This window comes from Thermoactinospora rubra (genome assembly GCF_002093975.1).
Classification (GTDB): Bacteria; Actinomycetota; Actinomycetes; order Streptosporangiales; family Streptosporangiaceae; genus Nonomuraea; species Nonomuraea rubra_A.
Genome location: NZ_KZ084329.1, coordinates 203,162 through 224,130, shown reverse-complemented (window position 1 = coordinate 224,130; position 20,969 = coordinate 203,162). Strand labels below are relative to the sequence as shown.

19 protein-coding genes are annotated in these 20,969 nt (G+C 71.9%); 7 read left to right on the top strand and 12 right to left on the bottom strand.

Annotated features, from left to right (window positions below; translation table 11 throughout):
* Positions 1-10: 10 nt before the first annotated feature.
* Positions 11-958, bottom strand: a complete 948-nt coding sequence (locus BSB02_RS09600; protein ID WP_084958355.1) for a helix-turn-helix transcriptional regulator — start codon at positions 956-958, stop codon at positions 11-13.
* 40 nt (positions 959-998) lie between these two features.
* Here BSB02_RS09600 and BSB02_RS09595 point away from each other — a divergent pair, with 40 nt between their 5' ends.
* Positions 999-2,072, top strand: coding sequence for a DUF3866 family protein (locus BSB02_RS09595; protein ID WP_084958354.1), 1,074 nt, complete (start codon positions 999-1,001; stop codon positions 2,070-2,072).
* A gap of 114 nt (positions 2,073-2,186) precedes the next feature.
* Positions 2,187-3,395: a monooxygenase gene (locus tag BSB02_RS09590; RefSeq protein WP_084958353.1), complete on the top strand. Its 1,209-nt coding sequence runs from the start codon at positions 2,187-2,189 to the stop codon at positions 3,393-3,395.
* Here the strand turns inward: BSB02_RS09590 and BSB02_RS09585 are convergent.
* The 7 genes from BSB02_RS09585 to prcB form a co-directional block, all read right to left on the bottom strand.
* A complete protein-coding gene (locus BSB02_RS09585; protein WP_084958352.1) occupies positions 3,311-3,820 on the bottom strand; it encodes a DUF3291 domain-containing protein in 510 nt (169 codons plus the stop codon). The two genes, BSB02_RS09590 and BSB02_RS09585, sit on opposite strands and share 85 nt — an antisense overlap.
* 12 nt (positions 3,821-3,832) lie before the next feature.
* Entirely contained in the window at positions 3,833-4,474 is a 642-nt protein-coding gene (locus BSB02_RS09580) for a helix-turn-helix transcriptional regulator (RefSeq protein ID WP_084958351.1), read from the bottom strand.
* A gap of 71 nt (positions 4,475-4,545) precedes the next feature.
* Positions 4,546-5,436 carry an FKBP-type peptidyl-prolyl cis-trans isomerase gene (locus tag BSB02_RS09575; RefSeq protein WP_084958350.1) on the bottom strand — a complete coding sequence of 297 codons (891 nt, stop codon included), beginning with the start codon at positions 5,434-5,436 and terminating at the stop codon, positions 4,546-4,548.
* 56 nt (positions 5,437-5,492) lie between these two features.
* Positions 5,493-6,401, bottom strand: a complete 909-nt coding sequence (locus BSB02_RS41330; protein ID WP_084958349.1) for an FKBP-type peptidyl-prolyl cis-trans isomerase — start codon at positions 6,399-6,401, stop codon at positions 5,493-5,495.
* Between the two features lie 81 nt (positions 6,402-6,482).
* The gene (pafA, locus tag BSB02_RS09565; protein ID WP_084958348.1) at positions 6,483-7,841 is read right to left on the bottom strand and encodes a Pup--protein ligase; all 1,359 of its coding nucleotides are present in this window, start codon (positions 7,839-7,841) and stop codon (positions 6,483-6,485) included.
* Between the two features lie 206 nt (positions 7,842-8,047).
* On the bottom strand, positions 8,048-8,863 hold the full coding sequence (prcA, locus tag BSB02_RS09560; RefSeq protein WP_084958413.1) for a proteasome subunit alpha: 816 nt from the start codon (positions 8,861-8,863) through the stop codon (positions 8,048-8,050).
* Between the two features lie 21 nt (positions 8,864-8,884).
* Positions 8,885-9,733, bottom strand: a complete 849-nt coding sequence (gene prcB / locus BSB02_RS09555) for a proteasome subunit beta (RefSeq protein ID WP_420855839.1) — start codon at positions 9,731-9,733, stop codon at positions 8,885-8,887.
* A 180-nt stretch (positions 9,734-9,913) separates the two neighbouring features.
* On the opposite strand from prcB, the gene BSB02_RS09550 reads away from it, so the two are divergent.
* Both BSB02_RS09550 and BSB02_RS09545 read left to right on the top strand, forming a co-directional pair.
* Positions 9,914-11,275 carry an extracellular solute-binding protein gene (locus BSB02_RS09550; protein WP_240506299.1) on the top strand — a complete coding sequence of 454 codons (1,362 nt, stop codon included), beginning with the start codon at positions 9,914-9,916 and terminating at the stop codon, positions 11,273-11,275.
* Positions 11,276-11,421: 146 nt separating this feature from the next.
* Complete coding sequence (locus BSB02_RS09545; protein WP_084958346.1) at positions 11,422-12,453, top strand: DNA polymerase IV; 1,032 nt, start codon at positions 11,422-11,424, stop codon at positions 12,451-12,453.
* Between the two features lie 78 nt (positions 12,454-12,531).
* Here the strand turns inward: BSB02_RS09545 and BSB02_RS09540 are convergent, their stop codons facing one another.
* Entirely contained in the window at positions 12,532-13,203 is a 672-nt protein-coding gene (locus tag BSB02_RS09540) for an endonuclease domain-containing protein (RefSeq protein WP_158088591.1), read from the bottom strand.
* A 348-nt stretch (positions 13,204-13,551) separates the two neighbouring features.
* Complete coding sequence (locus BSB02_RS09535) at positions 13,552-13,761, bottom strand: ubiquitin-like protein Pup (RefSeq protein ID WP_084958344.1); 210 nt, start codon at positions 13,759-13,761, stop codon at positions 13,552-13,554.
* A 139-nt stretch (positions 13,762-13,900) separates the two neighbouring features.
* On the opposite strand from BSB02_RS09535, the gene BSB02_RS09530 reads away from it, so the two are divergent.
* A complete protein-coding gene (locus BSB02_RS09530) occupies positions 13,901-14,305 on the top strand; it encodes a hypothetical protein (RefSeq protein WP_084958343.1) in 405 nt (134 codons plus the stop codon).
* Between the two features lie 73 nt (positions 14,306-14,378).
* Here BSB02_RS09530 and dop read toward each other — a convergent pair whose 3' ends face one another.
* Complete coding sequence (gene dop, locus BSB02_RS09525) at positions 14,379-15,893, bottom strand: depupylase/deamidase Dop (protein WP_084958342.1); 1,515 nt, start codon at positions 15,891-15,893, stop codon at positions 14,379-14,381.
* Between the two features lie 99 nt (positions 15,894-15,992).
* Complete coding sequence (locus tag BSB02_RS09520; protein WP_084958341.1) at positions 15,993-17,144, bottom strand: acyltransferase family protein; 1,152 nt, start codon at positions 17,142-17,144, stop codon at positions 15,993-15,995.
* A 463-nt stretch (positions 17,145-17,607) separates the two neighbouring features.
* On the opposite strand from BSB02_RS09520, the gene BSB02_RS09515 reads away from it, so the two are divergent.
* On the top strand, positions 17,608-19,029 hold the full coding sequence (locus BSB02_RS09515) for an outer membrane protein assembly factor BamB family protein (protein ID WP_084958340.1): 1,422 nt from the start codon (positions 17,608-17,610) through the stop codon (positions 19,027-19,029).
* Positions 19,030-19,709: 680 nt separating this feature from the next.
* Positions 19,710-20,495: a serine hydrolase gene (locus BSB02_RS09510; protein WP_084958339.1), complete on the top strand. Its 786-nt coding sequence runs from the start codon at positions 19,710-19,712 to the stop codon at positions 20,493-20,495.
* The last annotated feature ends 474 nt before the right edge of the window (positions 20,496-20,969 follow it).

Sequence of the window (20,969 nt, the reverse complement as noted above, 5' to 3'; positions counted from 1 at the left end):
GGCTGCTCCTTCACGTCAGGGCCCCCTTCAGGCGTCGGATCACCGCTTCGCGGGCGTCGGGCGGCTCGACCACCTGCACGTCCGCGCCCAGGCTGGCCAGCCAGCCCGCCAGCCGCTCGGGGTCGGCGAAGGACAGCTCGGCCCTGTCCCACTCCCCCTCCCCGGCATGCACGGCCCCGGCCACCTGGCGCAGCCCCTCGCACGATCCCTTCCGCACGGCCACCACGGCGGTGCGGGCCTCCATCGGCTCCTCGGGGTAGCCGACCATGGCGCGCAGGTCCACCCCCTCGGGCACCGTCACCGCGCCCGGCCTGCCCACCGTGTCGACCTGGCCGACGATGCGCGACAGCCGGAAGGCCCGCGGCGCCTCGCGGTCGCGGTCGAAGCCCACCAGGTACCAGCGGCCCCGCCGGCTCACCACCCCCCACGGCTCCACCGTGCGGGTGCGGACGTTCTCGCTGCCGGCGCCACGGTAGTCGAAGCGGACCACGCGCCGGTCGCGCACCGCCTCCCACAGCGGCGGGAAGGCCGGGTCCTTGCTGTCGACGCGCAGCTCCAGCACCCCGCCCAGCGCGGCGTCGGCCTCCACCCCGCCCGCGCGCAGCTTCAGCAACGCCCCCGAGGCCGCCTCCGCCAGGCTGGCCCGCTGCCACACCTGGGCCGCCAGCCCCAGCACCGCGGCCTCGTCGGGCTCCAGGGTGATCTCCGGCAGCTCGTAGGACTGCCGCTCGATGCGGTAGCCCGGCTCGTCCTCCCACGGATCGCGCACCACGTCGATGGGGATGCCGATCTCGCGCAGCTCGTTCTTGTCGCGCTCGAACATCCGCTGGAAGGCCTCGTCGCTCTCGCGGTCGTAGCCGGGCACCGCGTGGCGGATCTGCTCGGCCGACAGCGGACGCCGGGTGGCGAGCAGGCAGATCACCAGGTTCAGCAACCGCTCGGTCTTACGGCGCGACATCTGCCCCCTCCTTGTCTAAAGCGACGCTACCCTGCCTTGCGTGATCAGATGGCGCACAGGGCAGGTCGCGCGGATCCGGCGCGAGTGGCACGGAGCGGTCGAGCTGGACGTCGCCGTCCCCGCCGACGGGGGCCAGGTCCGCGCGCTGGCCTACCCGGCGCTGGTGGGCCGGCCAGAACCCGGTGACGAGGTGCTGCTCAACACGACCGCGCTCGCGATGGGTCTCGGTACGGGAGGCTACGCCATGGTGGTGGCCGTGCCGAACCGTTTGCCGGAAGATCCGCAAGGCCCCGGGCACCTGGTGAAGGCCCGCTACACGCCGCTGCAGGCCACGGTGCTGGGCGCCGACGAGCAGGGCTCGCCGTACCACGAGGTGCTGCGCGAGGCCGACTCCCTGGACGGCATGCCGGTGGTGGTGGCCGACCTGCACTCGGCACTGCCGGCCATCCTGTGCGGCCTGCCCCGTACGGCTCGCGCCGTCTACGTCATGCTCGACGGCGGCGCGCTGCCGGCGTGGTTCTCCATGTCGTGCTCCCGGCTGCGCGAGACCGGCTGGCTGGCCGGGGTGGTGACGGTCGGGCAGGCCTTCGGCGGCGACGTGGAGGCGGTGACCACCCACACCGGGCTGCTGGCCGCCCGGCACGTGCTGGAGGCGGACGTGGCGATCGTCGCCCAGGGGCCGGGCAACCTGGGCACCGGCACCCGGTGGGGGTTCTCCGGCGTGTCGGCGGGCGAGGCGGTCAACGCCGCCGCGGTCCTGGGCGGGCGCCCGGTGGCGGCGCTGCGCGTCAGCGAGGGCGACGCCCGCGAGCGGCACCGGGGCGTCTCCCACCACTCCCTGACCGCCTACGGCCGCGTGGCGCTGGCCCGCGCCCAGGTGGTGGTGCCCGAGCTGCCCGGCGAGTTCGGCGCGCGGGTGCGCGAGCAGGCCCAGGCGCTGGCCGGCCGGCACGAGCTGGTCCACGTGCCCGTCGACGGGCTGCGCGAGGCGCTGGCCGGCTCGCCCGTGCGGCTGTCGACCATGGGACGCGGGCTGGAGGAGGACCCGGCCGCGTTCCTGGCCTCGGCCGCGGCCGGGCGGCACGCCGCGAGCCTGCTGCGCCCGGCCGGCTGACGGGACCGCCCGCCCCTGCTACGACCGGCGGCCTCACGGGATCATCCGAACGGCGGAGGCGGTCCATCCCCAGGGAGGACGCCGCCGCGGCCGCCCGCGCGGCAGCGTGGAGGCATGACAAGGACGTCCCTCCGGGTCGCCGCCGCCCTGGCCGCCCTGGCCGTGCTGCCCGCGCTGGCAGCCTGCGGCGCCACGCGCACGCCCTCCCATCACGCGTCTTCCTCCCCCCACGCGGCGGCCAGCCCCGCCCCCAGCGCCTCCCAGGGGATGCACCATGCCGCCACCACGCCGGCCGCCCAGCCACTGCGGCCGGGCGAGCGCTTCGCCACGCTGACGATGCCCGCCGCCTACACCCCCAAGCCCCCGGCCGGCGGCACCGACGAGTACCGCTGCTTCCTGCTGGACCCCAAGCTGAGCGGCGAGGACACCTTCCTCACCGGCGCGCAGTTCCAGCCGCGCAACACCGAGGTGGTGCACCACGCCATCCTGTTCCGCCTGGACGCCGACAGGACCGGCGAGGCGCGGCGGATGGACGCCGCCTCCCCCGGCGAGGGCTGGACGTGCTTCGGTGACGCCGGGGTCGAGGAGGGCGAGTGGATCGGCCAGTGGGCGCCCGGCGTGGCCGAGGTGCTGCTGGACCCCAAGCTCGGCTACCCGATGCCGGCCGGCAGCGCGCTGGTGATGCAGATCCACTACAGCACGCTCGCGCTGGGCGACCGCCCGGCCGGCGCCGACCAGTCCAGCGTGCGGCTGCGCCTGGCCTCGGGGAAGCTGACGCCGCTGCGCACCGCCACCTTCCCGGCGCCCATCGAGCTGCCCTGCACGCCGCAGGAGAAGGGCCCGCTGTGCGAGCGGCCGGCCGCGATCGCCGACGTCGCCAAGCGCTTCGGCGCCGAGGCCGGCCAGGCCGCCGACCAGCTGGCGCAGCTGTGCTCCGGCGGCAAGCCGGTCCCCGGCGACACCCAGCACTGCGACATCCCGGTCGAGCAGCCCGCCACCATCCACGCGGTGCTGGGCCACATGCACCTGCTGGGCCGCTCGATCTCCATGGAGCTCAACCCCGGCAAGCCCGGCGCGAAGAAGCTGCTGGAGGTGCCGGACTACGACTTCGACAACCAGACGCTGCGGCCGCTGGCCGAACCGGTCCAGGTCAAGCGGGGCGACGTCATCAGGGTCACCTGCACCCACGACGCCTCGCTGCGCGCGCAACTGCCGCTGCTGCGCGACCTGCCGCCCCGCTACGTGGTCTGGGGCGAGGGCACCCAGGACGAGATGTGCCTGGGCGTCGCGGTGGCCTCCCCGGCGACCTCGGCCGGCTCGTAGAAGTCCCTGAAGGTGAAGGCGTGCGGGGTGGGGCCGTGCTCGCGCAGGCGCGCCAGCCGCTCCATCCCCTCCGCCAGCGTGGGGATCACGCCCTGCGGGATCCACCACATCACCGTGTACGGCTCGGCCATGTGGCGGAACCACTCGCGGCGGCGCCGCAGGAACTCCAGGTGGCGCGACTTGTAGACGAAGTTCCACAGGGTCTCGCGCGACTCCCACACCGAGAAGTTGATCAGCAGGTCGTCGCCGTAGTCGTGCCGGACGGTGAGGGTGGGGTCCTCCTCGCTCTCCTTCAGCCGCCACACGAAGCCGGGCGCGGCGTCGGACAGCTTGTTGATCGGCTCCAGATTGGCGACGAACTCGGCGAGGGTGGGGCTGTCGATGGGGGCGCGCAGGCGCGCCACGTTCAGCTGGGCGAGATGCATGGCACCACTATGTCAATTTTCGTTTGTTTTAGAAAGGGCCACGCAGCACTCCCCGGGTCTGGGGTCCATCACGGCCGCCTCCGGGTCCTGGCCCAGGCCCTCCAGCAGGCCCCGGCACAGCGCCAGGTTCATCGAGCACACGAGCACCGGGTGGCGCTCGGCCAGCGCGTGGAACGGGCAGTTGCGCAGCCGCACGGACTCGCCCTCGGCGTAGGGTTCGTAGCCGCGGGCCCTGAGCACGTCGGTGACGGGCTCGCCGCGGCGTCGCCTGCCCAGGCGCTCACCCGCCCGCCTGGCGGCCTCCTCGGCCCGCTCGTCGGCGCCCAGCGCCTCCACCACCTCGGCCAGCACCGCCGCCAGCTCCCCGTAGTCGCGCGGCGGCAGGCTCACCACCCGCTCGGCCTTGGCCCTGCGGTACACCTTGGCGGGCCGGCCGCTGCCCGGGCCCTTGCGGGCGGGGGACTTGAACCCGCTTTCGAGCAGGCCGGCCTCGACGAGCCTGTCGAGGTGGAAGGCGGCGAGCGTGCGGGAGATCCCCACCGCCTCGGCGGCCTGCGCCCTGCCGATCTCGCCGGCGGCGGACACCAGCTCATACAGGCTGCGCCGTACCGGGTCGTGGAGGGAGGCCAGCGCGTCGAGGTCCTCAGGGCTCACGTGGCGAGTCTAGGACGGTCCCGGCACGGTACGGCATGCCGAGGCAGACGCCCCCGCCCGCCCGCGACCGGTCAGTAGGCGGCCAGCACGTCGACCACGAACACGAGCGTGTCGCCGCCGCGGATGCCCGCCGCGGGCAGGCCCGCCTTGCCGTACCCCAGAGCGGGCGGCACCACCATCGCCACGCGGCTGCCGGCCGGGACGCCCACCAGCGCGCGGTCCCAGCCCTTGATCACGGCGCCGTCGCCGACGGTGAACGCCTTGGGCCGGCCGTCCCGCCAGGTCGTGTCGAACACCCGGCCGCCCGCCCACACCACGCCCACGTACTGGGTGACGACGAGCCGCCCGGCCTCGACCTTCGGCCCGCGGCCCCTGGCCAGCACCTTGGCGGCGAACCTGGCCGGCGCTTCCCCGCGCGGGACGACGACCCGCGGGGGAGCCCCGCCGCTGATCCGCACCCCGGCCAGCACGCCGGAACGCGCGGCCTTCCCCGGCACGCCCTTGCCGTGCGTCCCCAGGATGTCGATCACGTAGAGCAGGTCGTCGCCGGGCCCGACGCCCCGCGGCGGGTTCGCGCCGAACCCCTCGGCGGGCGGGATGGCGGCGACGACGCGGCTGCCGACCCTGCGGCCCCGCAGCGCCCGGTCCAGCCCCGGCAGCAGCTTGCCGACCGGGAAGGCGGCCGGGCCGCCCCGGGCGAAGCTGGAGTCGACCAGCCGGTTGTCCCGGCCGTCCCACACGTGGGCGGTGTAGTGGACGATCGCCAGGTCGCCCTGCCGCACCACGGGCCCGCGGCCCTCGGCGAGCTGGTCGACCTGCAGCCTGCCCGCGGGCTCGCCCGAGGGGAACACGACGGTGGGCCTGGCGCCGAACGCCCCGCCCACCCTCAGCTCCTTCTCCTGGCCGCCCGGGGCGCACCCGCACGCGGCAAGCAGCGACAGCAGCACGAGCCAGCGGCGCATGCCCCGTGATGCTACCGGCGCGACCCCGCCCACGGACAGCGCTATTGGACGGATTGTCAGCCCGCGTAGAGGACGTCGACCACGAACACCAGCGTGCTCTTGGCGGGGATGCCGTTCTGGGCCTCGTCGCCGTAGCCCTTGTCCGGCGGGATCACCAGCAGCACGCGGCTGCCCCGCGGGATCCCGGTCAGCCCCTCACGCCACCCGGCGATCACGCCGTCCAGGCTGAAGGTCGCCGCCTCGCCCCTGCTCCAGCTGGAGTCGAACTGCTTGTCGGTGCCCCAGATCTTGCCGGTGTAGTGGGCGATGACCGTGTCGGTGGCCACGACCTTCGGGCCCGTGCCCTGGATGAGGGTCTTGACCACGAGCTCCTTCGGCGGCTTGAGATCGGTCTTGGTGGTCAGCGTGGGCGCCTTGTCCCCGCCGGGGTTGACGACCTTGACCCCCTCGACCGTCTCGCCGGTCTCCTTGCCCTGCGCGGCCTTCGGCATGAGCGAGATGGGGTCCATGACGAACACCTGGGTCTTGTTCGGGTCCTGGCCCTGCTTCTTGACCCGCTCGGCCTCCTCCTTGGTGAGGGCGTCGGGCGCGACCACGGCCATGAACCGGCCGCCCATCTTCGTCTTGGTGAAGCCCTCCACCAGGACCTTCGGCAACGTGTCGTCGATCTTGATGGGGGCGGGGTTGTCGGCGGTGTAGGAGGAGATCTCCTCCTTGTTGTCCTTGCCGTCCCACGTCCAGATCGTGTAGTGGGTCATGACCGTCTCGCCCTTGGCGAGCGGGGCCCCCTTGCCCGGGTCCAGCACCTGGTAGGAGGACACCTTCGCGGGGGCGCCGGTGGGGAAGGTGGCCTCGGGCTTGGCCCCCACCTTCCCCGTCACCTGCAGCGCCTCGGGCGCTCCCGAACCGCAGGCGGCGGCGAACAACAGTGGCAGGGCGGCCACAACGGCCAAAGCGCGGCGCATGACGAATTCCTCGGCAGACTCTCGATGCGGACCGCGCCACCCTACCCGACTTCCGCGTAGGCCCGGGGTAAACGGGCGCGGCTACATCCCGGCGATGAGCTTGTCCACCCGCTCGTCCACGCTGCGGAACGGATCCTTGCACAGCACCGTGCGCTGCGCCTGGTCGTTCAGCTTCAGGTGCACCCAGTCGACGGTGAAGTCGCGCCGCTTCTCCTGGGCCTTCCTGATGAACTCCCCGCGCAGCCGCGCCCGCGTCGTCTGCGGCGGCACCGACTTGGCCTCGAAGATCTTCACGTCGGAGGCCACCCGCTCCACCGCGTCGCGCTTCTGCAGCAGGTAGTACAGGCCGCGCCGCCGGTGCACGTCGTGGTAGGCCAGGTCCAGCTGGGCCACCCGGGGGCTGGACAGCGGCAGGTCGTACTTGCGGCGGTAGCGCTCGATCAGCTGGTACTTGGTCACCCAGTCGATCTCGCGGCTGACCAGGTCGAGGTTGCCCGTCTCCACCGCCCGCAGCGTCCGCTCCCACAGGTCCAGCACCCGCGTCGTGATCGCGTCGCCGCCGCGCCGGTCGACGAAGTCCTTGGCCTTGGACAGGTACTCCTGCTGGATCTCCAGGCTCGAGGCCTCCCGGCCGTTGGCCAGCCGTACCCGCCGGCGGCCCGTCATGTCGTGCGAGACCTCCCGGATCGCCCGGATCGGGTTCTCCAGGCTCAGGTCCCGCATCACCGTGCCCGCCTCGATCATGCGCAGCACCAGGTCGGTCGCGCCCACCTTCAGCAGCATCGTGGTCTCGCTCATGTTGGAGTCGCCCACGATGACGTGCAGCCGCCGGAACCGCTCGGCGTCGGCGTGCGGCTCGTCCCGCGTGTTGATGATCGGCCTGCTGCGCGTGGTGGCGCTCGAGACGCCCTCCCAGATGTGCTCGGCCCGCTGCGAGACGCAGTACACCGCCCCGCGCGGGGTCTGCAGCACCTTGCCGGCGCCGCAGATGATCTGCCGGGTGACCAGGAAAGGTATCAGCACATCGGCCAGGCGCCCGAACTCCCCGTGCCGGCCCACGAGGTAGTTCTCGTGGCAGCCGTAGGAGTTGCCGGCCGAGTCGGTGTTGTTCTTGAACAGGTAGATGTCGCCGGCGATGCCCTCCTCGCGCAGCCGCTTCTCGGCGTCCACCAGCAGACCCTCGAGGATGCGCTCGCCGGCCTTGTCGTGGGTGACGAGCTCGACGACGTTGTCACACTCGGGGGTCGCGTACTCCGGATGGCTGCCCACGTCCAGGTACAGGCGCGCGCCGTTGCGGAGAAAGACGTTGCTCGATCGGCCCCAGGACACCACTCGCCGGAACAGGTACCGCGCGACCTCGTCCGGCGACAGCCTGCGCTGCCCCCGGAAGGTGCACGTCACGCCGTACTCGTTCTCCAGCCCGAAGATGCGACGATCCATCACCTCACACTAGTTCCCCGAATCGGCGGGCGGGAGAGATCTTGGCGCGGGTTTTCTTTCCGCCGGTTTTCCGGTACGGCTCCCGCCCGCGCTCGGCACGCCCCTCCGGCGGCATGCCATACGGCTCCCGCGAGCCCGTCACCGGCGCACGCGAAAGGGGCCGCCCCACCGACGGGGACGGCCCCTTTCCCTGCGCGGACAGGCCCTCAGCCGCCCGAGCCGTCGTCCAGCGGCCCCTCGGGCGCGGTCGGCGGCTGGCCGCCCTCCTGCTGAGCGGGCTGCTCCTGCGAAGGCTCCTGGGCTTGCTCCTGGGCCTGCTGCTGGGCCTGCTGCTGGCCCGCCGGGCGCGCCAGCAGCCGCTCCAGCCGCGGCCCCACCAGGCGCTGGAACTTGCGGTGCTCCCGGTTGCGGTCGAGCACCGCCACCTCCAGCTGCCCCACCGCCGGACGCTCCCCGCCCGGCTCGGTCAGCGCCGCCAGCGCGACCTCCAGCGCCTCCGCGAGCGGCATGCCCTCCCGGTAGCGCTCCTTCAGCCGCGAGGCCACCGCCTCGGCCTGGCCGCCCATCGCCGTGAAACCGTGCTCGTCGAACACCGAGCCGTCGAAGGTCAGCCGGTAGATGGCGTCGCGGTCGGGCGTCTCGCCCACCTCGGCCACCACCACCTCCACCTCCAGCGACTTGATCTGCTCGGTGAAGGCCTTGCCGAGGAAGGAGGCGTACAGGTTGGCCAGCCCCCGGCCGGTCACGTCGGAGCGGTCGTAGGTGTAGCCGTTGACGTCGGCGTAGCGGATGCCGCCCAGCCGCAGCTCCTCGAACTCGTTGTAGCGCCCGACCGCCGCGAAGCCGATGCGGTCGTAGATCTCGCTGATCTTGTGCAGCGCCCGCGACGGATTGGGCGCCACGAACAGGATGCCGTCCTGGTACTGCAGCACCACGACGCTGCGGCCACGCGCGATGCCCTTGCGCGCGTAGTCCGCCTTGTCCCGCATGATCTGCTCAGGGGACGCGTATCCAAAAGGCATGGTCACCGGAGGTGATCCTTTCTAGCGCAGCGGGGCGATGGGGCCGTCGGGGGAGATCATCCGCTCATCCAGCATGTGCTGGACGACCTCGGCGACCTCCTCGTCGCCCAGGCGGCGGAAGCCGTTGTCGTCGATCACCGCCACGACCGGCCAGATCTTCCTGGTCACGTCGGGGCCGCCGGTGGCCGAGTCGTCGTCGGCGGCGTCGTAGAGCGCCTGGATGAGCATCGTCACCGTGTCGTCGGCGCCGGCGTCGTCGCGGTAGAGCTTCTTCAGCGCGCCCTTGGCGAAGATCGAGCCCGACCCGATCGCGTCGTAGCGGTCCTTCTCGTACGGCCCGCCGGCCACGTCGTAGCTGAAGATCCGCCCCGCGTCGCGGTCGGGGTCGTAGGCGGCGAACAGCGGCACCACCACCAGCCCCTGCATCGCCATGCCGAGGTTGCCGCGGATCATCGTGGCCAGCCGGTTGGCCTTGCCGGCCACCGACAGCGTGCGGCCCTCCATCTTCTCGTAGTGCTCAAGCTCCACGCGGAACAGCCGGGCCATCTCGATGCCGGTGCTGGCCGTGCCCGCGATGCCCATGCACGAGTAGTCGTCGGCGCGGAACACCTTCTCGATGTCACGCTGCGCAATGATGTTCCCCGAGGTCGACCTGCGGTCCCCCGCCATGACCACGCCGCCCGCGAACGTCGCCGCCGCGATCGTGGTGGCGTGCGGGACCTGGTCGCCGATGGGTGCCGCCAGCCGCTCCGTCCGCCGCTGCAGCAGCTCGGGCGCGTAGTGCCCGAGAAAATCGGTGAACGAGGAGTTGCCGGTGTTCTGGAAAAGGTTGTGCATCAATCCGGCGGGCAGATCCCTGTGCGGTGCCACGCGACTCCCTCCCAACGATACGTCGACAGGCTTGACCCTACTCATCTTCTGCCCCCGCTTGCACTCGTCTCGATCAGCTGGCGGCGAACCGGCTGTGTTCACCAGATCGTTTCTTTACGCCCGCGGGGGCCCGTGCGATTGTCGGTATGTCTGCACGTCCATCCCACGCTGGAGGCCGCTGTGAGACCGCTGCCCGTGGCCGTGCCCCTCGCCCTGGTCCTCGCGCTGCCGGCCTGCGGCACCGGCGGACCGGCCGGACCGGAGACCGTGACGCTGACGATCACCGCCAACGCCATCTCCGGCGGCAAGAACGCCGAGGGCGCCGACTGGATCAAGAACTGGGTCATCCCCCGGTTCGAGAGCACCCATCGCAACGTCAAGGTGCTCTTCCAGCCCAGCGGCGTGGACGACGAGCAGTACAAGACCAGGCTGGCCCTGGACCTGAAGTCGCGGCGCGGCGCCGACGTCATCGCCGTCGACGGCATCTGGGTCGGCGAGTTCGCCCAGGCCGGCTACCTCAAGCCGCTGGCCGAGGTGGGCGGCCCCGGCGTCGACTCCTGGGAGGGCTGGACGCAGATCCCGCAGGCCGTCCAGGGCCTGGGTGTCTTCGAGGGCAAGAAGTACGGCCTGCCGCTCGGCACCGACGGGCGGGTGCTGTTCTACAACAAGGCCCTGTTCAGAAAGGCCGGGCTGCCCGAGACGTGGCAGCCCACGAGCTGGCAGGACATCCTGGACGCCGGCCGCAGGCTCAAGGACGCCGGCGTGCCCGTGCCCGTCCAGATCAACGCCGGCACCGCCATGGGCGAGGCGACCACCATGCAGGGCGTGCTGCCGCTGCTGGCCGGGGCGGGCGCGGAGATCTACGCCGACCGCAAGTGGACCGGCGCCTCCCAGGCCATGAAGGACGTCCTGGCCTTCTACCGGCAGCTGTACGGCGGCAGCGGCCTGGGCGACCCCAAGCTCCAGCAGGAGGCCAAGGGGCGCGACAAGTCCTTCGCCCAGTTCGCCGAGGGCAAGATCGGCATCCTGGCCGAGAGCGACTACTTCTGGCGCTCCGTCGTCGAGCCGCAGGCGGGCATCGCCAAGATGGCCGACCGCGATCAGGTCGTCGGCTACGCCAAGATCCCGGCCAAGCAGCCCGGCGCCGGGATCCGGGGACAGGACTTCGTGTCCATGTCCGGCGGCGCGGTGCGGGTGCTCAACCCCTTCACCAAGAACGGCAAGCTCGCCTGGGAGCTGCTGAGCTTCATGCACTCCAAGGAGGCCACCAAGGCCGAGCTGGCCGGGCAGGTCCGCATCAGCGCCCGCAAGGACGTCAACGACGAGGTGCTGGGCGCGGACCCGATGCTGAAGTTCATCGCCGACGAGGTGCTGCCGATCACCGCCTACCGGCCGCCGCTGGCGGTCTACCCGCAGGTGTCGGTCGCCGTGCAGGAGGCCACGGCGGCGGTCGTCTCCGGCACCCCGCCCGACGAGGCCGCCTCGGCCTACCAGGCCAAGCTCGAAGGGCTCGTCGGCGGCGCGGCCAACGTCGCGGGCTGACCCGGCCGGCCCCGCCGGCGCCGCCGTACCCCACCCGGCCGGCCCCGCCTCACCGGCCCGGACGGCTACACCCACGCCCGGGCCGTGCCACGCCGTACCCGCGCCCTGGTCTCCATCGACGACCGGTTTGCTGAACACTGGGAGCCATGAGGAACTGGATCCTCCACGTCGACCTCGACTCCTTCATGGCGGCCGTCGAGACCCTGCGCAACCCCGAACTCCGCGGCCGGCCCGTGATCGTCGGCGCCGACGGCGACCCCACCCGCCCCCGCACCGTCGTGTCCACCGCCTCCTACGAGGCCAGGCAGTACGGCGTGCACTCCGGCATGCCCATGCGCACCGCCCACCGCAAATGCCCCGACGCGATCTTCCTGCCGGTCGACCTGCCCGCCTACGAAACCGTCTCCGCCCAGGTCATGGACGTCCTGCGCACCTTCCCCGTCGTCGTGGAGGTCTGGGGCCTGGACGAGGCCTTCCTCGGCTGCCGCACCGACGACCCCGAGGCGCTGGCCCGCGACATCCAGCGCGCCGTCCACGAACGCACCGGCCTGACCTGCTCCATCGGCATCGGCGACAACAAGCACCAGGCCAAGCTCGCCGCCGGATTCCGCAAACCCGCCGGAGTCGCGCGCCTGACCGGCGACGACTGGACGGCCGTCATGGGCGAACGCCCCACCACCGCCCTGTGGGGCATCGGCGACAAGACCGCCGCCAAACTCGCCGCCATGGGCATCCACACCGTCAACCAGCTGGCCGCCGCCGACCCCGCCGACCTCGCCGAACGCTTCGGCCCCACCAACGGGCCATGGCTGCGCTACCTCGCGCTCGGCAAGGGCGAGGCCACCGTCAGCGACACCCCATGGATCCCCCGCGGCCACAGCCGCGAGGCCACCTTCACCCAGGACCTCACCTCACCGGAGGAAATCTCCGCCCACGTGTCGGCCTTCGCGCGCCGCCTGGCCGCAGAGGCCGACGACGCGGGCCGCCGGATCGTCCGCGTCACTGTCAAGATCCGCTTCAGGCCGTTCGACACCCTCACCCGTCAGACCAAGCTCCCCTCCCCCACCACCGACCCCGACGCCGTCGACACCACGGCCGTGGCCATCCTGGACCGCTTCGACCTCACCAGGCCGGTACGGCTGATCGGCGTCGGCGTGGAATACGAGCCCAAGAACTGACCCACCGCAAGGACCGAACTCACGCCCCACCGCCGACCCGCCCCACCGCCCCCGCACAGTCGGCCGGAAAGCCGCCCGTCACACCATCGTCGCCTCGGACAGGTGATCGAGCACCCTCACCAGCTCCTCGTCGGCGGCCCGGACCAGTTCCTCCTCCGACAGCTCCAGCTCCTCCCGCGGCGGCCCCTCCACATACGAGACGGCCTGCCAGGCGTTCCGCGCATCGTCCCTGAACTGCCCGATACCGGAGTTGCACGGCAGGCACAGAGCCTTGCGGACGAGGCCGGACTCGTGGCAGTGGTCGACGTGCTCGGGAGGATTCGACCAGCAGACGGCACACAGGCCAAGCTGATCCTCGATCATCCGCTCCACGTCCTCCTCACGGAGCCGATACCGCCGGGTCAGGTGATACGTCCGGGTCCGGGCTGTGGACCTGGAGCGCTGCTTCGGCAGCACCACGAAGTCCGGCCAGTAGTCGTAGCCCTCCAGATACAGCGCCGCCAACGTCATGGTGGCCACGCAGTCGCGGAAGTGCCCCAGCGCGTTGTTGCAGTTGAAACACAGCAGGCCGCGCACCTGCCCGGTGTCGTGGCAGTGGTCGACGTGCGTCGCCTCCACGTCGCGGCAGATGGCGCACAGCCCGCCCTGCTGGGCGAGCATGCGCTGGAAATCGTCCTCGGTAATGCCATAGCGGTACTGGAGCATGTAATTTCGCTCGCTCCCGTACTTCTTTATCTTGTTTTCCCGCATCACGATAGTATGGCAGGGCTTGCAGTAGGCCGCCAACCCATCTTTCTGCGCCCTGTTCCGGCCGAATTCATCGCGCAGCTTTATTTCCCTGCAGCGCGGACAATATTTGTGTCCAGGTGGAACCTCTACACGCTCACGCACTTTCTTGCCCTGCTCCGCCTTGCGCTTGCGATAGCTGCACTGGGACCGCAGCCGGAAGCAGGCCTTGCAGTAGCGAGCGCGTCCATCGGCCATCCGCCTATTTAGCCCGAACTCCGATACAGGTTTTTCCTCACCGCAGTCCGGGCAGCACTTTAGAGCCTCCGGTGTTTCCACCCGGTTTACCTCCCTTCGTGTGTCCGATTTCCCCTATTGGCCGCCTTTTTGGACATAGCTCCTGACAAATTCCTCTGCGTTCTCTTCGAGAACTTCGTCGATTTCGTCCAGAATTGCGTCGACGTCGTCGGTCAGCTTCTCGTGCCGCTCCTGCACATCGGCCGCCGCCGTCGCCTCGGTCTCCTCGACCTCGCCCTCGCGCCGCCCGGCCTGCTTCTGGCCGCCGGTGTCCTTGGTCGCCATGTCTGCCACCTCCGCTTGGGGGACTGCTTCTCACAGATATCTTCCCCAACCTAACGACAGTTTCGCGTCGCCGGGCTCGCGATCTTCCTCACTTGACTGGATAGCTATACTATCCAATACTGGGACGCGGAGGTGCGAGATGTCCCCCTCGTCGCTGAGCACCGCAGGCGTGCTCCTCATCACGGTCCCCGGCATCGCCTACGGCGGTGTCACCCTGCTGACGTTCCTCATGCGCAACGTGCCCGGCTACCGCGACAACCCCGTGCGGCGCGGGCTGTGGCGCGCCGGGCACGCGCACGCCGGCGTGCTGGTGCTGTTCAGCCTGGTGGCGATGCTGTACGTCGACCAGGCCGACCTGTCCGACGGCATGCGGGCGCTGGTGCGGACCCTCATCGTGGCCGCGCCGATCCTGATGCCGCTGGGCTTCTTCCTGTCGGTCGTCCGCCCGGTCGACACCAAGCCGAACCGGTTGATCTGGCTGACCTTCGCCGGCGGCGCCTGCCTGGCGGTGGGCACGGTGCTTCTCGGCATCGGTTTGCTCTGAACCGAACGCCTTTACTTTGTAGATTCATATCCGGTACGGCATCGCCCCGCCGTACCGGATCGAGCGGCCGGGGCTACTCGCCGCCGGTCAGCGCGGCCACCAGCTCGGCGGCGGTGCGGCAGCGGTCGAACAGCTCGCCCACGTGGGCCTTGGTGCCTCGCAGCGGTTCGAGGGTCGGGACCCGCTGGAGGGATTCCCGGCCCGGGATGTCGAAGATGACCGAGTCCCAGGAGGCGGCGGCCACCGAGTCGCTGTACTGGGCCAGGCAGCGGCCGCGGAAGTAGGCGCGGGTGTCGGTGGGCGGGTTCTCCACCGCGCGCTGGACCTCTTCCTCGGTGACCAGCCGCTGCATGCGGCCGCGGGCGACCAGCCGGTTGTACAGCCCGCGGTCGGGGCGGATGTCGGAGTACTGCAGGTCGACCAGTTGCAGCCGCGGGTGGGACCAGGCCAGGCCGTCGCGGCTGCGGTAGCCCTCGAGGAGTTCGAGCTTGGCGACCCAGTCCAGCTCGCGGGACAGCTGCATGGGGTCGTCGGCCAGGCGGGCGAGGACGGACTCCCAGCGGTCCAGGACGTCCTTGGTCATCTCCTCGTTGGCGGTGCCGCGTTCCTCGACGTACTTGCGGGCCTGCTCCAGGTACTCCATCTGGATCTGGATGGCGGTGAGCTTGCGCCCGTCGCGCATGGGGACCTGGTAGCGGCACGTGGGGTCGTGGGAGACGGCCCGCAGCGCCTGGACGGGGTTGTCGACGGTGAGGTCGCGGGTGAGGAAGTTGTCCTCGATCATGGCGAGCACGAGGGCCGTGGTCCCCAGCTTCAGATATGTCGAAATTTCCGACATGTTGGCGTCGCCGATGATCACGTGCAGCCGGCGGTACTTCTCCGGATCGGCGTGCGGCTCGTCCCGGGTGTTGATGATCGGCCGCTTGAGCGTGGTCTCCAGGCCCACCTCGACCTCGAAGAAGTCGGCCCGCTGGCTGATCTGGAAGCCCTCGCCGCGCGAGTCCTGGCCGATGCCGACCTTGCCCGCGCCGACGACGACCTGGCGGGAGACGAAGAACGGCGTCAGGTGCCGCACGATGTCCGCGAACGGCGTGGCGCGGCGCATGAGGTAGTTCTCGTGGCAGCCGTAGGAGGCGCCCTTGGCGTCGGTGTTGTTCTTGTAGAGCTGGATGGGCGCGTTGGTGGGGATGGCCGAGGCCCGGGTGGCCGCGTCGTACATCACCCGCTCCCCCGCCTTGTCCCAGATGACCGCCGCGCGGGGGTTGGTGCACTCCGGCGTGGAGTACTCCGGGTGGGCGTGGTCGACGTACAGCCGCGCCCCGTTGGTGAGGATGACGTTGGCCAGCCCCAGGTCCTCGTCGGTGAGCTGACTGGGGTCGGCGACCTCGCGGGCCAGATCGAAGCCCCGCGCGTCGCGCAGAGGGTTCTCCTCCTCGAAGTCCCATCGCGCCCTGCGCGCCCTGGCGGCGGAGGCCGCCAGGTAGGCGTTCACCACCTGGGAGGAGGTGACCATCGCGTTGGCGCCTGGCTGGCCAGGTACGGAGATTCCGTACTCGGTCTCGATGCCCATCACCCGACGCACCGTCATGCGCACCCTCATCCGTTCGACCGGAAGCTCACCTGAGCTGTCTTTCCGCCGTTTATATGCCCGAGCCTATGCCCTTCACAGTGCCCCGAGGCCACAGAGTTATGGCACCGCAGCCTTTTCCCGCGTCACCACGGGAGGCGTGGGCGTACGGCGGGGCCGCAGCAGCCGCTGGATCGGGCGTTCGACGCAGGCGTAGACGAGATAGGACAGTCCTATCGCGGCCAGGGTGGTGAGGGTGGCGAGGAGCCAGGGGGGCATCGCGTCACGGAGGGCCGGGATGAGGGCCACCGCGACCGGCGTGTGGAACAGGTACAGCGGGTAGGTGGTGCCGCCCAGCCCGGTGAGCGCCCTGGAGGCGGGCAGCCGCAGCAGTCCGAGGGCGACGAGGGACATGACCGCGAAGATCAGGGTGATGGTGACGATCACGCCGGCGTCGGTGACGGGCATGGCCTTGAAGCCCGCCTTGGCGATGCGGCCGCCGACCCGTTCGAGCGCCGCGTGCAGGGCCATGACCCAGCCGGCCACGACCATGAGCCAGGGCAGCCAGGCCGAGCCGTGCCTGCGGATGAGGTAGAGGGCCATGCCGGCGACGAAGTAGGGCGCGTAGCGCGGCATGACGGCCTCGGTGACGAGCTTGGTCGTCTCCAGGCCGGCCAGCCACTCCAGGCCGAGGAGCGAGCCGAGCTGGGGACTCCACTCGACGACGGCGGCGGCGGCCAGCCAGCAGGCCATGAAGGCCAGGATGCGGCGGTAGGTGATGCCGACCAGCACCATCAGGGCCATGAGCAGGTAGAAGCGCAGCTCGGCCCACAGGGACCAGTAGACGCCGTTGGCGTCGGGGACGCCGAACAGGCGCTGGACCATGGTGGCGTTGACCGCGTACTCCCCCGCGTCGAGCCTGGCGTCCGGGCCCTTGACGGCGGCCAGGGCGGTGACGGCGACGACGGCGGCGAGGCTGAGCCAGTAGGCGGGATACAAGCGGACGAACCGGGACCAGGCGAAGGAGCCGAGGCCCCTCCCCCACACGGTCATGAGGATGACGAAGCCGCTGATCATGAAGAACAGCTCGACGCCGAGGATGCCCAGCCCGGCCAGCGGCGCGAGGGCGGGGAACAGCTCCGAGGGCCGCTCGCCCCAGACGGACGCGAAGGCGACCAGGTAGTGGAAGGCCAGCACCAGCAGGGCTGCGAGGAAACGAAGGAGGTCGAGCTCGGCGAGGCGTCCGTCGCCGCGTGCGTGCCGGGCCGTCACGGGCGCTCCGGGGGGAGGGGCTTGTGCACGCACATTGGACGCCACATATGTCACATTGGTTCCATCTGCACCAGAGGCACCACGGGGGTTCTACGTGACCGACGCGCAGGATCGGCGATCTCAGCCGGGGGGACCGTACGGCCCGCCCGGCTGGGGGCAGGGCACGCCATCGGAGGGGCAAGGGTACGGCCCGCCGCCGGAGGGGGCGCCGTGGCAGCCGCGTCCTCCGGCCGGGCCGCCTCATCCGGGAGGCGGCCCGCATCCCGGCCCCGCCCACCCGGGAGGTCCGCATCCAGGCCGGCCACCAGCGGGAGCGCCATGGCCGGGCGGCACAGGCGGCCCAGGCGGGCCGTACCCGGGTCCCGGCGGCCCGTATCCAGGTCCCGGCGGGCTGTATCCAGGACCCGGCGGCCCGCCCCCACCTGGGCGGCGGCCCGCGGGGTCACGCGGCTGGCTGATCCCCGTGGCGGTCGTCAGCGGCCTGCTGGTCGCGGCCCTCGTGGCGGCCCTGGTCGTCTTCCTGCCGGGCAAGGACTCCCCCGGCGGCGTCCAGGCCGGCCGCGAGCAGGGCGAGACCGGCGAGACCTCGGACGGCACGGGCGACGGCGAGGGCGGCGAGAAGGACACCGGCGAGCTGTCGGGAAAGGTCGCCTGGCAGTTGCCCAAGTCGCCCCGCGGCGGCTCGCCGGTCGAGACCCTTCTGCACGGCTGGCTCACCGACCGGGCCGTGGTCAGGGCCGACGAGCTGGCGGTACGCGCCTACGACCGCGCCTCGGGCAGGCCGCTGTGGCAGACGCGGCCGCCCGGCGGCGGCCGGTTCTGCGGCGTCACCCGCGAAGACGCGGACGGCGGCATCGCCGTGGCCTACGGCCCGGTGCGGGCCTCGACCGTGAATCCGGCGTTCAAGCACCAGGACTGCCTGTTCGTGGCCATGCTCGACCCGGCCACGGGCCGCATGCGCTGGAAGGCGTCCCTGGAGCAGACCTTCAACGTCAGGACGCTGCGCCGCATCGGCAGCTCGCCGCCCAAGCAGGTCGCGCTGTCGCGCGCCGGTGACACGGTGGTGGTCGCCTACGGCTGGAGCGTGGTGGGTCTGGACGCCGCGGACGGCGGGCGGGCGTGGGAGGTCAAGGACGTCCCCGCCAAGAACGGCGACTCCAGCTGCACGTTCGTCGACGTGATGCCGCGGGCCGACGCCGCCGTGCTGCTGGCCGCGTGCGAGGAGCCGTACCCGCTCGGGGTGTACGCCCTCGACCCGGCCTCGGGCCGGCAGCGGTGGCGCGTGTACCTGCCGGAGGACACCGTGGGCGACGACTCCGGCGTCAACCTGCGCCTGTTGTCCGCCGATCCGCCGGTGGTGGTGAACTCCTCCCTGGAGGGCGGGGCACGGCTGATCACGCTCGGCGAGACGGGCCAGGTCCGGCACGTCATCCCCGCCAAGGGTGACTTCGGCGAGCTGGACCTGTCGGGGATCGGCGTGACCTCGCAGGACTACCCCCGCCACCATCTGGCCGTCTCCGGCGACGTGCTCGTCGGGGTGACGCGCAAGCGCCAGGTCACCGAGATCCGCGACACCAACCAGGTGGTGGCCTTCGACCTGCGTTCCGGAAAGGTGCGCTGGGCCGGGTCGCTGGGCGAGAAGAACACCGCGGTCCCGGTCGGCGTCGACGGCGACACGGTGATCGCGATGCGCACGGGGACGGCGGAGGAGCCGCCCCAGGCGTTCCGCATGCGGGTGTCGGACGGTAGGGCGACGCCGATGGGGCCGCCCTACCCCCGTGACCTGATCTTCATGCCCTACACCAGCCAGCTGACCTTCACCGGCGAGGAACTGCTCATGGTCAGCAACAGCTTCATGCATCCGGCGGCGGCCGTGCTGCGGTGACGGTCGAGGGTACGGGCGCAGCGGGTCCTCCTCGGTCTCACGCCGGACGACGACGCGCGCCCGCCCGCCGCACGGCGCAGGTCGCCGTTCTCGCAGCGCCCGCCGACGACGGTGACGGGGCGGGCAGTGGCGTGGGGGCGGCGCGGGACCAGGGCGGCGGTGTACGGCGCGCCGTACAGGTCGGCGCAGTGATCGGCTCGGACGGCGTGCCGTAGCCCGGGCGGGCCGTACCCCGGGCGGCCGTACGCGCTCGTCGCCGGAACCTTCCCACGGGGAGCCGGACCGCCCGTCCGCGAGGAGATGCCTCGACGGCGACCCGCTCTTCCACCACGTCGAGCCGGACCGCCACGCCCGTGAGAAGGGCTGCTCACGCTCGAGCGGGCGGCGCAGGGGATGACCGGCATGGCGACGGTCCGGGCGGGCAGGGTGGGGCGAGGCGGGGCGTGCTGCGCGACGGCGCCCACGCAGACCCGCCCCACGCGACCCGCCCCACGAGACCCGCACTCGCGGACCTTCCCCACCAGACCCGCATCGCGAACCCGCCCACACGGACCTGGTGGTGTTCGGCCCCGGTACGGTGGGCGGTGCCGCTGCCCTCGCCGATCCCCCGCCCCCGGTGGCGAGGTGGTGGCGTGCGACGGAGCGCTGGCCGGGACCCGACGGGGAGGGATCGTCACGCTGTGACCGAGCTGGAGACGCTGGAGAAGATCGCCGCCGAGTGTCCGGGGACGCTCGCCGTGGAGGCGCGCCTCGGCGGCGAGCCGGTCCTGTCGCTCAACGCCGCCGTGGAGCTGCCGCTGGCCAGCGTGGGCAAGCTGCTGCTGCTGGCCGAGGTGGCGATGGGCGTCGAGGGCGGCGTCCTCGACGCGGGCGAGCCGGTCGAGCTGCTGGAGGAGGACTACTGCGGCGGGTCCGGCCTGCTGGCCGGGCCGGTCGGGTTGTCCGCGCGCCGCTGGAGCGTGGGCGACCTGGCGCTGCTGACGGCGGCGGTGAGCGACAACACCGCCACCAACGCGCTGTTGCGCACGGTCGGGCTCGGCCGGGTCAACGCCGCCGCCGCGGCGATCGGCCTGACCCGTACGCGCCTGCTGGACCGTATCCGGGAGCCGCGGCTGCCCGAGCATCCGCCGGCGTTCGCCCTCGGCACGGCCGGCGAGCTGGCCGGGCTGGCGGCGCTGGTGGCCTCCGGCGGGGCCTGGCAGGCGCGCCTGCGGGGGTGGATGACCGCCAACACCGACCACAGCCTGGTGCCCGCCCTGGTCAGGCACGACCCGGAAGGCGGCTGGCTGGCCAACAAGACCGGCGTGGACGCCGGGGTGCGGGCCGACGTGGGGATCATGGGCGGCGCCGCGGGGGGACTCGCCTACGCGGTGCTCGCCGCCGGCCCGCCGGGGTCGGAGGACCGGCTGGCCCGCGCCGTACGGCAGGCCGGGACGGTCGTCGCAGCTCTGGCCCCATGGGGTTGAGCAGCTGGGCGACGGCGCTGCGCTGGTAGGCGGCGAACGAGCGGGCGGCCGGGTGGGGCGGCGGGGCGCCTGGCCGCCCCGATGCGGCGAAGATGCGGCGAAGATGCGGCGAAACAGCCTGGGGGTGCGCAGCCGTACGGTGTGCACCCCGGTGGCGCCCTGCACCCCGGGGCTGGGTGCCAGGGCGACGCCAAGCCCGGCCCGAACCAGGCGGATCGTCACCTCGTCAGGGTCGCTGCGGCACCGGATCGCCGGTGCGCTCCGGATGGAGGCCGGGTGCTCGGCCCGAAGGCGGTGGTCCTCGGCTCGCCGGGCCGGGTCGGCCAGCCGTACCCGGGGCCGCGCGTCGCGGTGCCCGGCCGGCGGCACCGGCAGCTCGTACGGCCGGTGCTCCACCAGGTCGAGTGCGACGTCGGGGCGGCGAGCGACGGCAAGCCGGTAGCCGGGGAGAGCCTGAGCGCCCAGGGCGGCGTC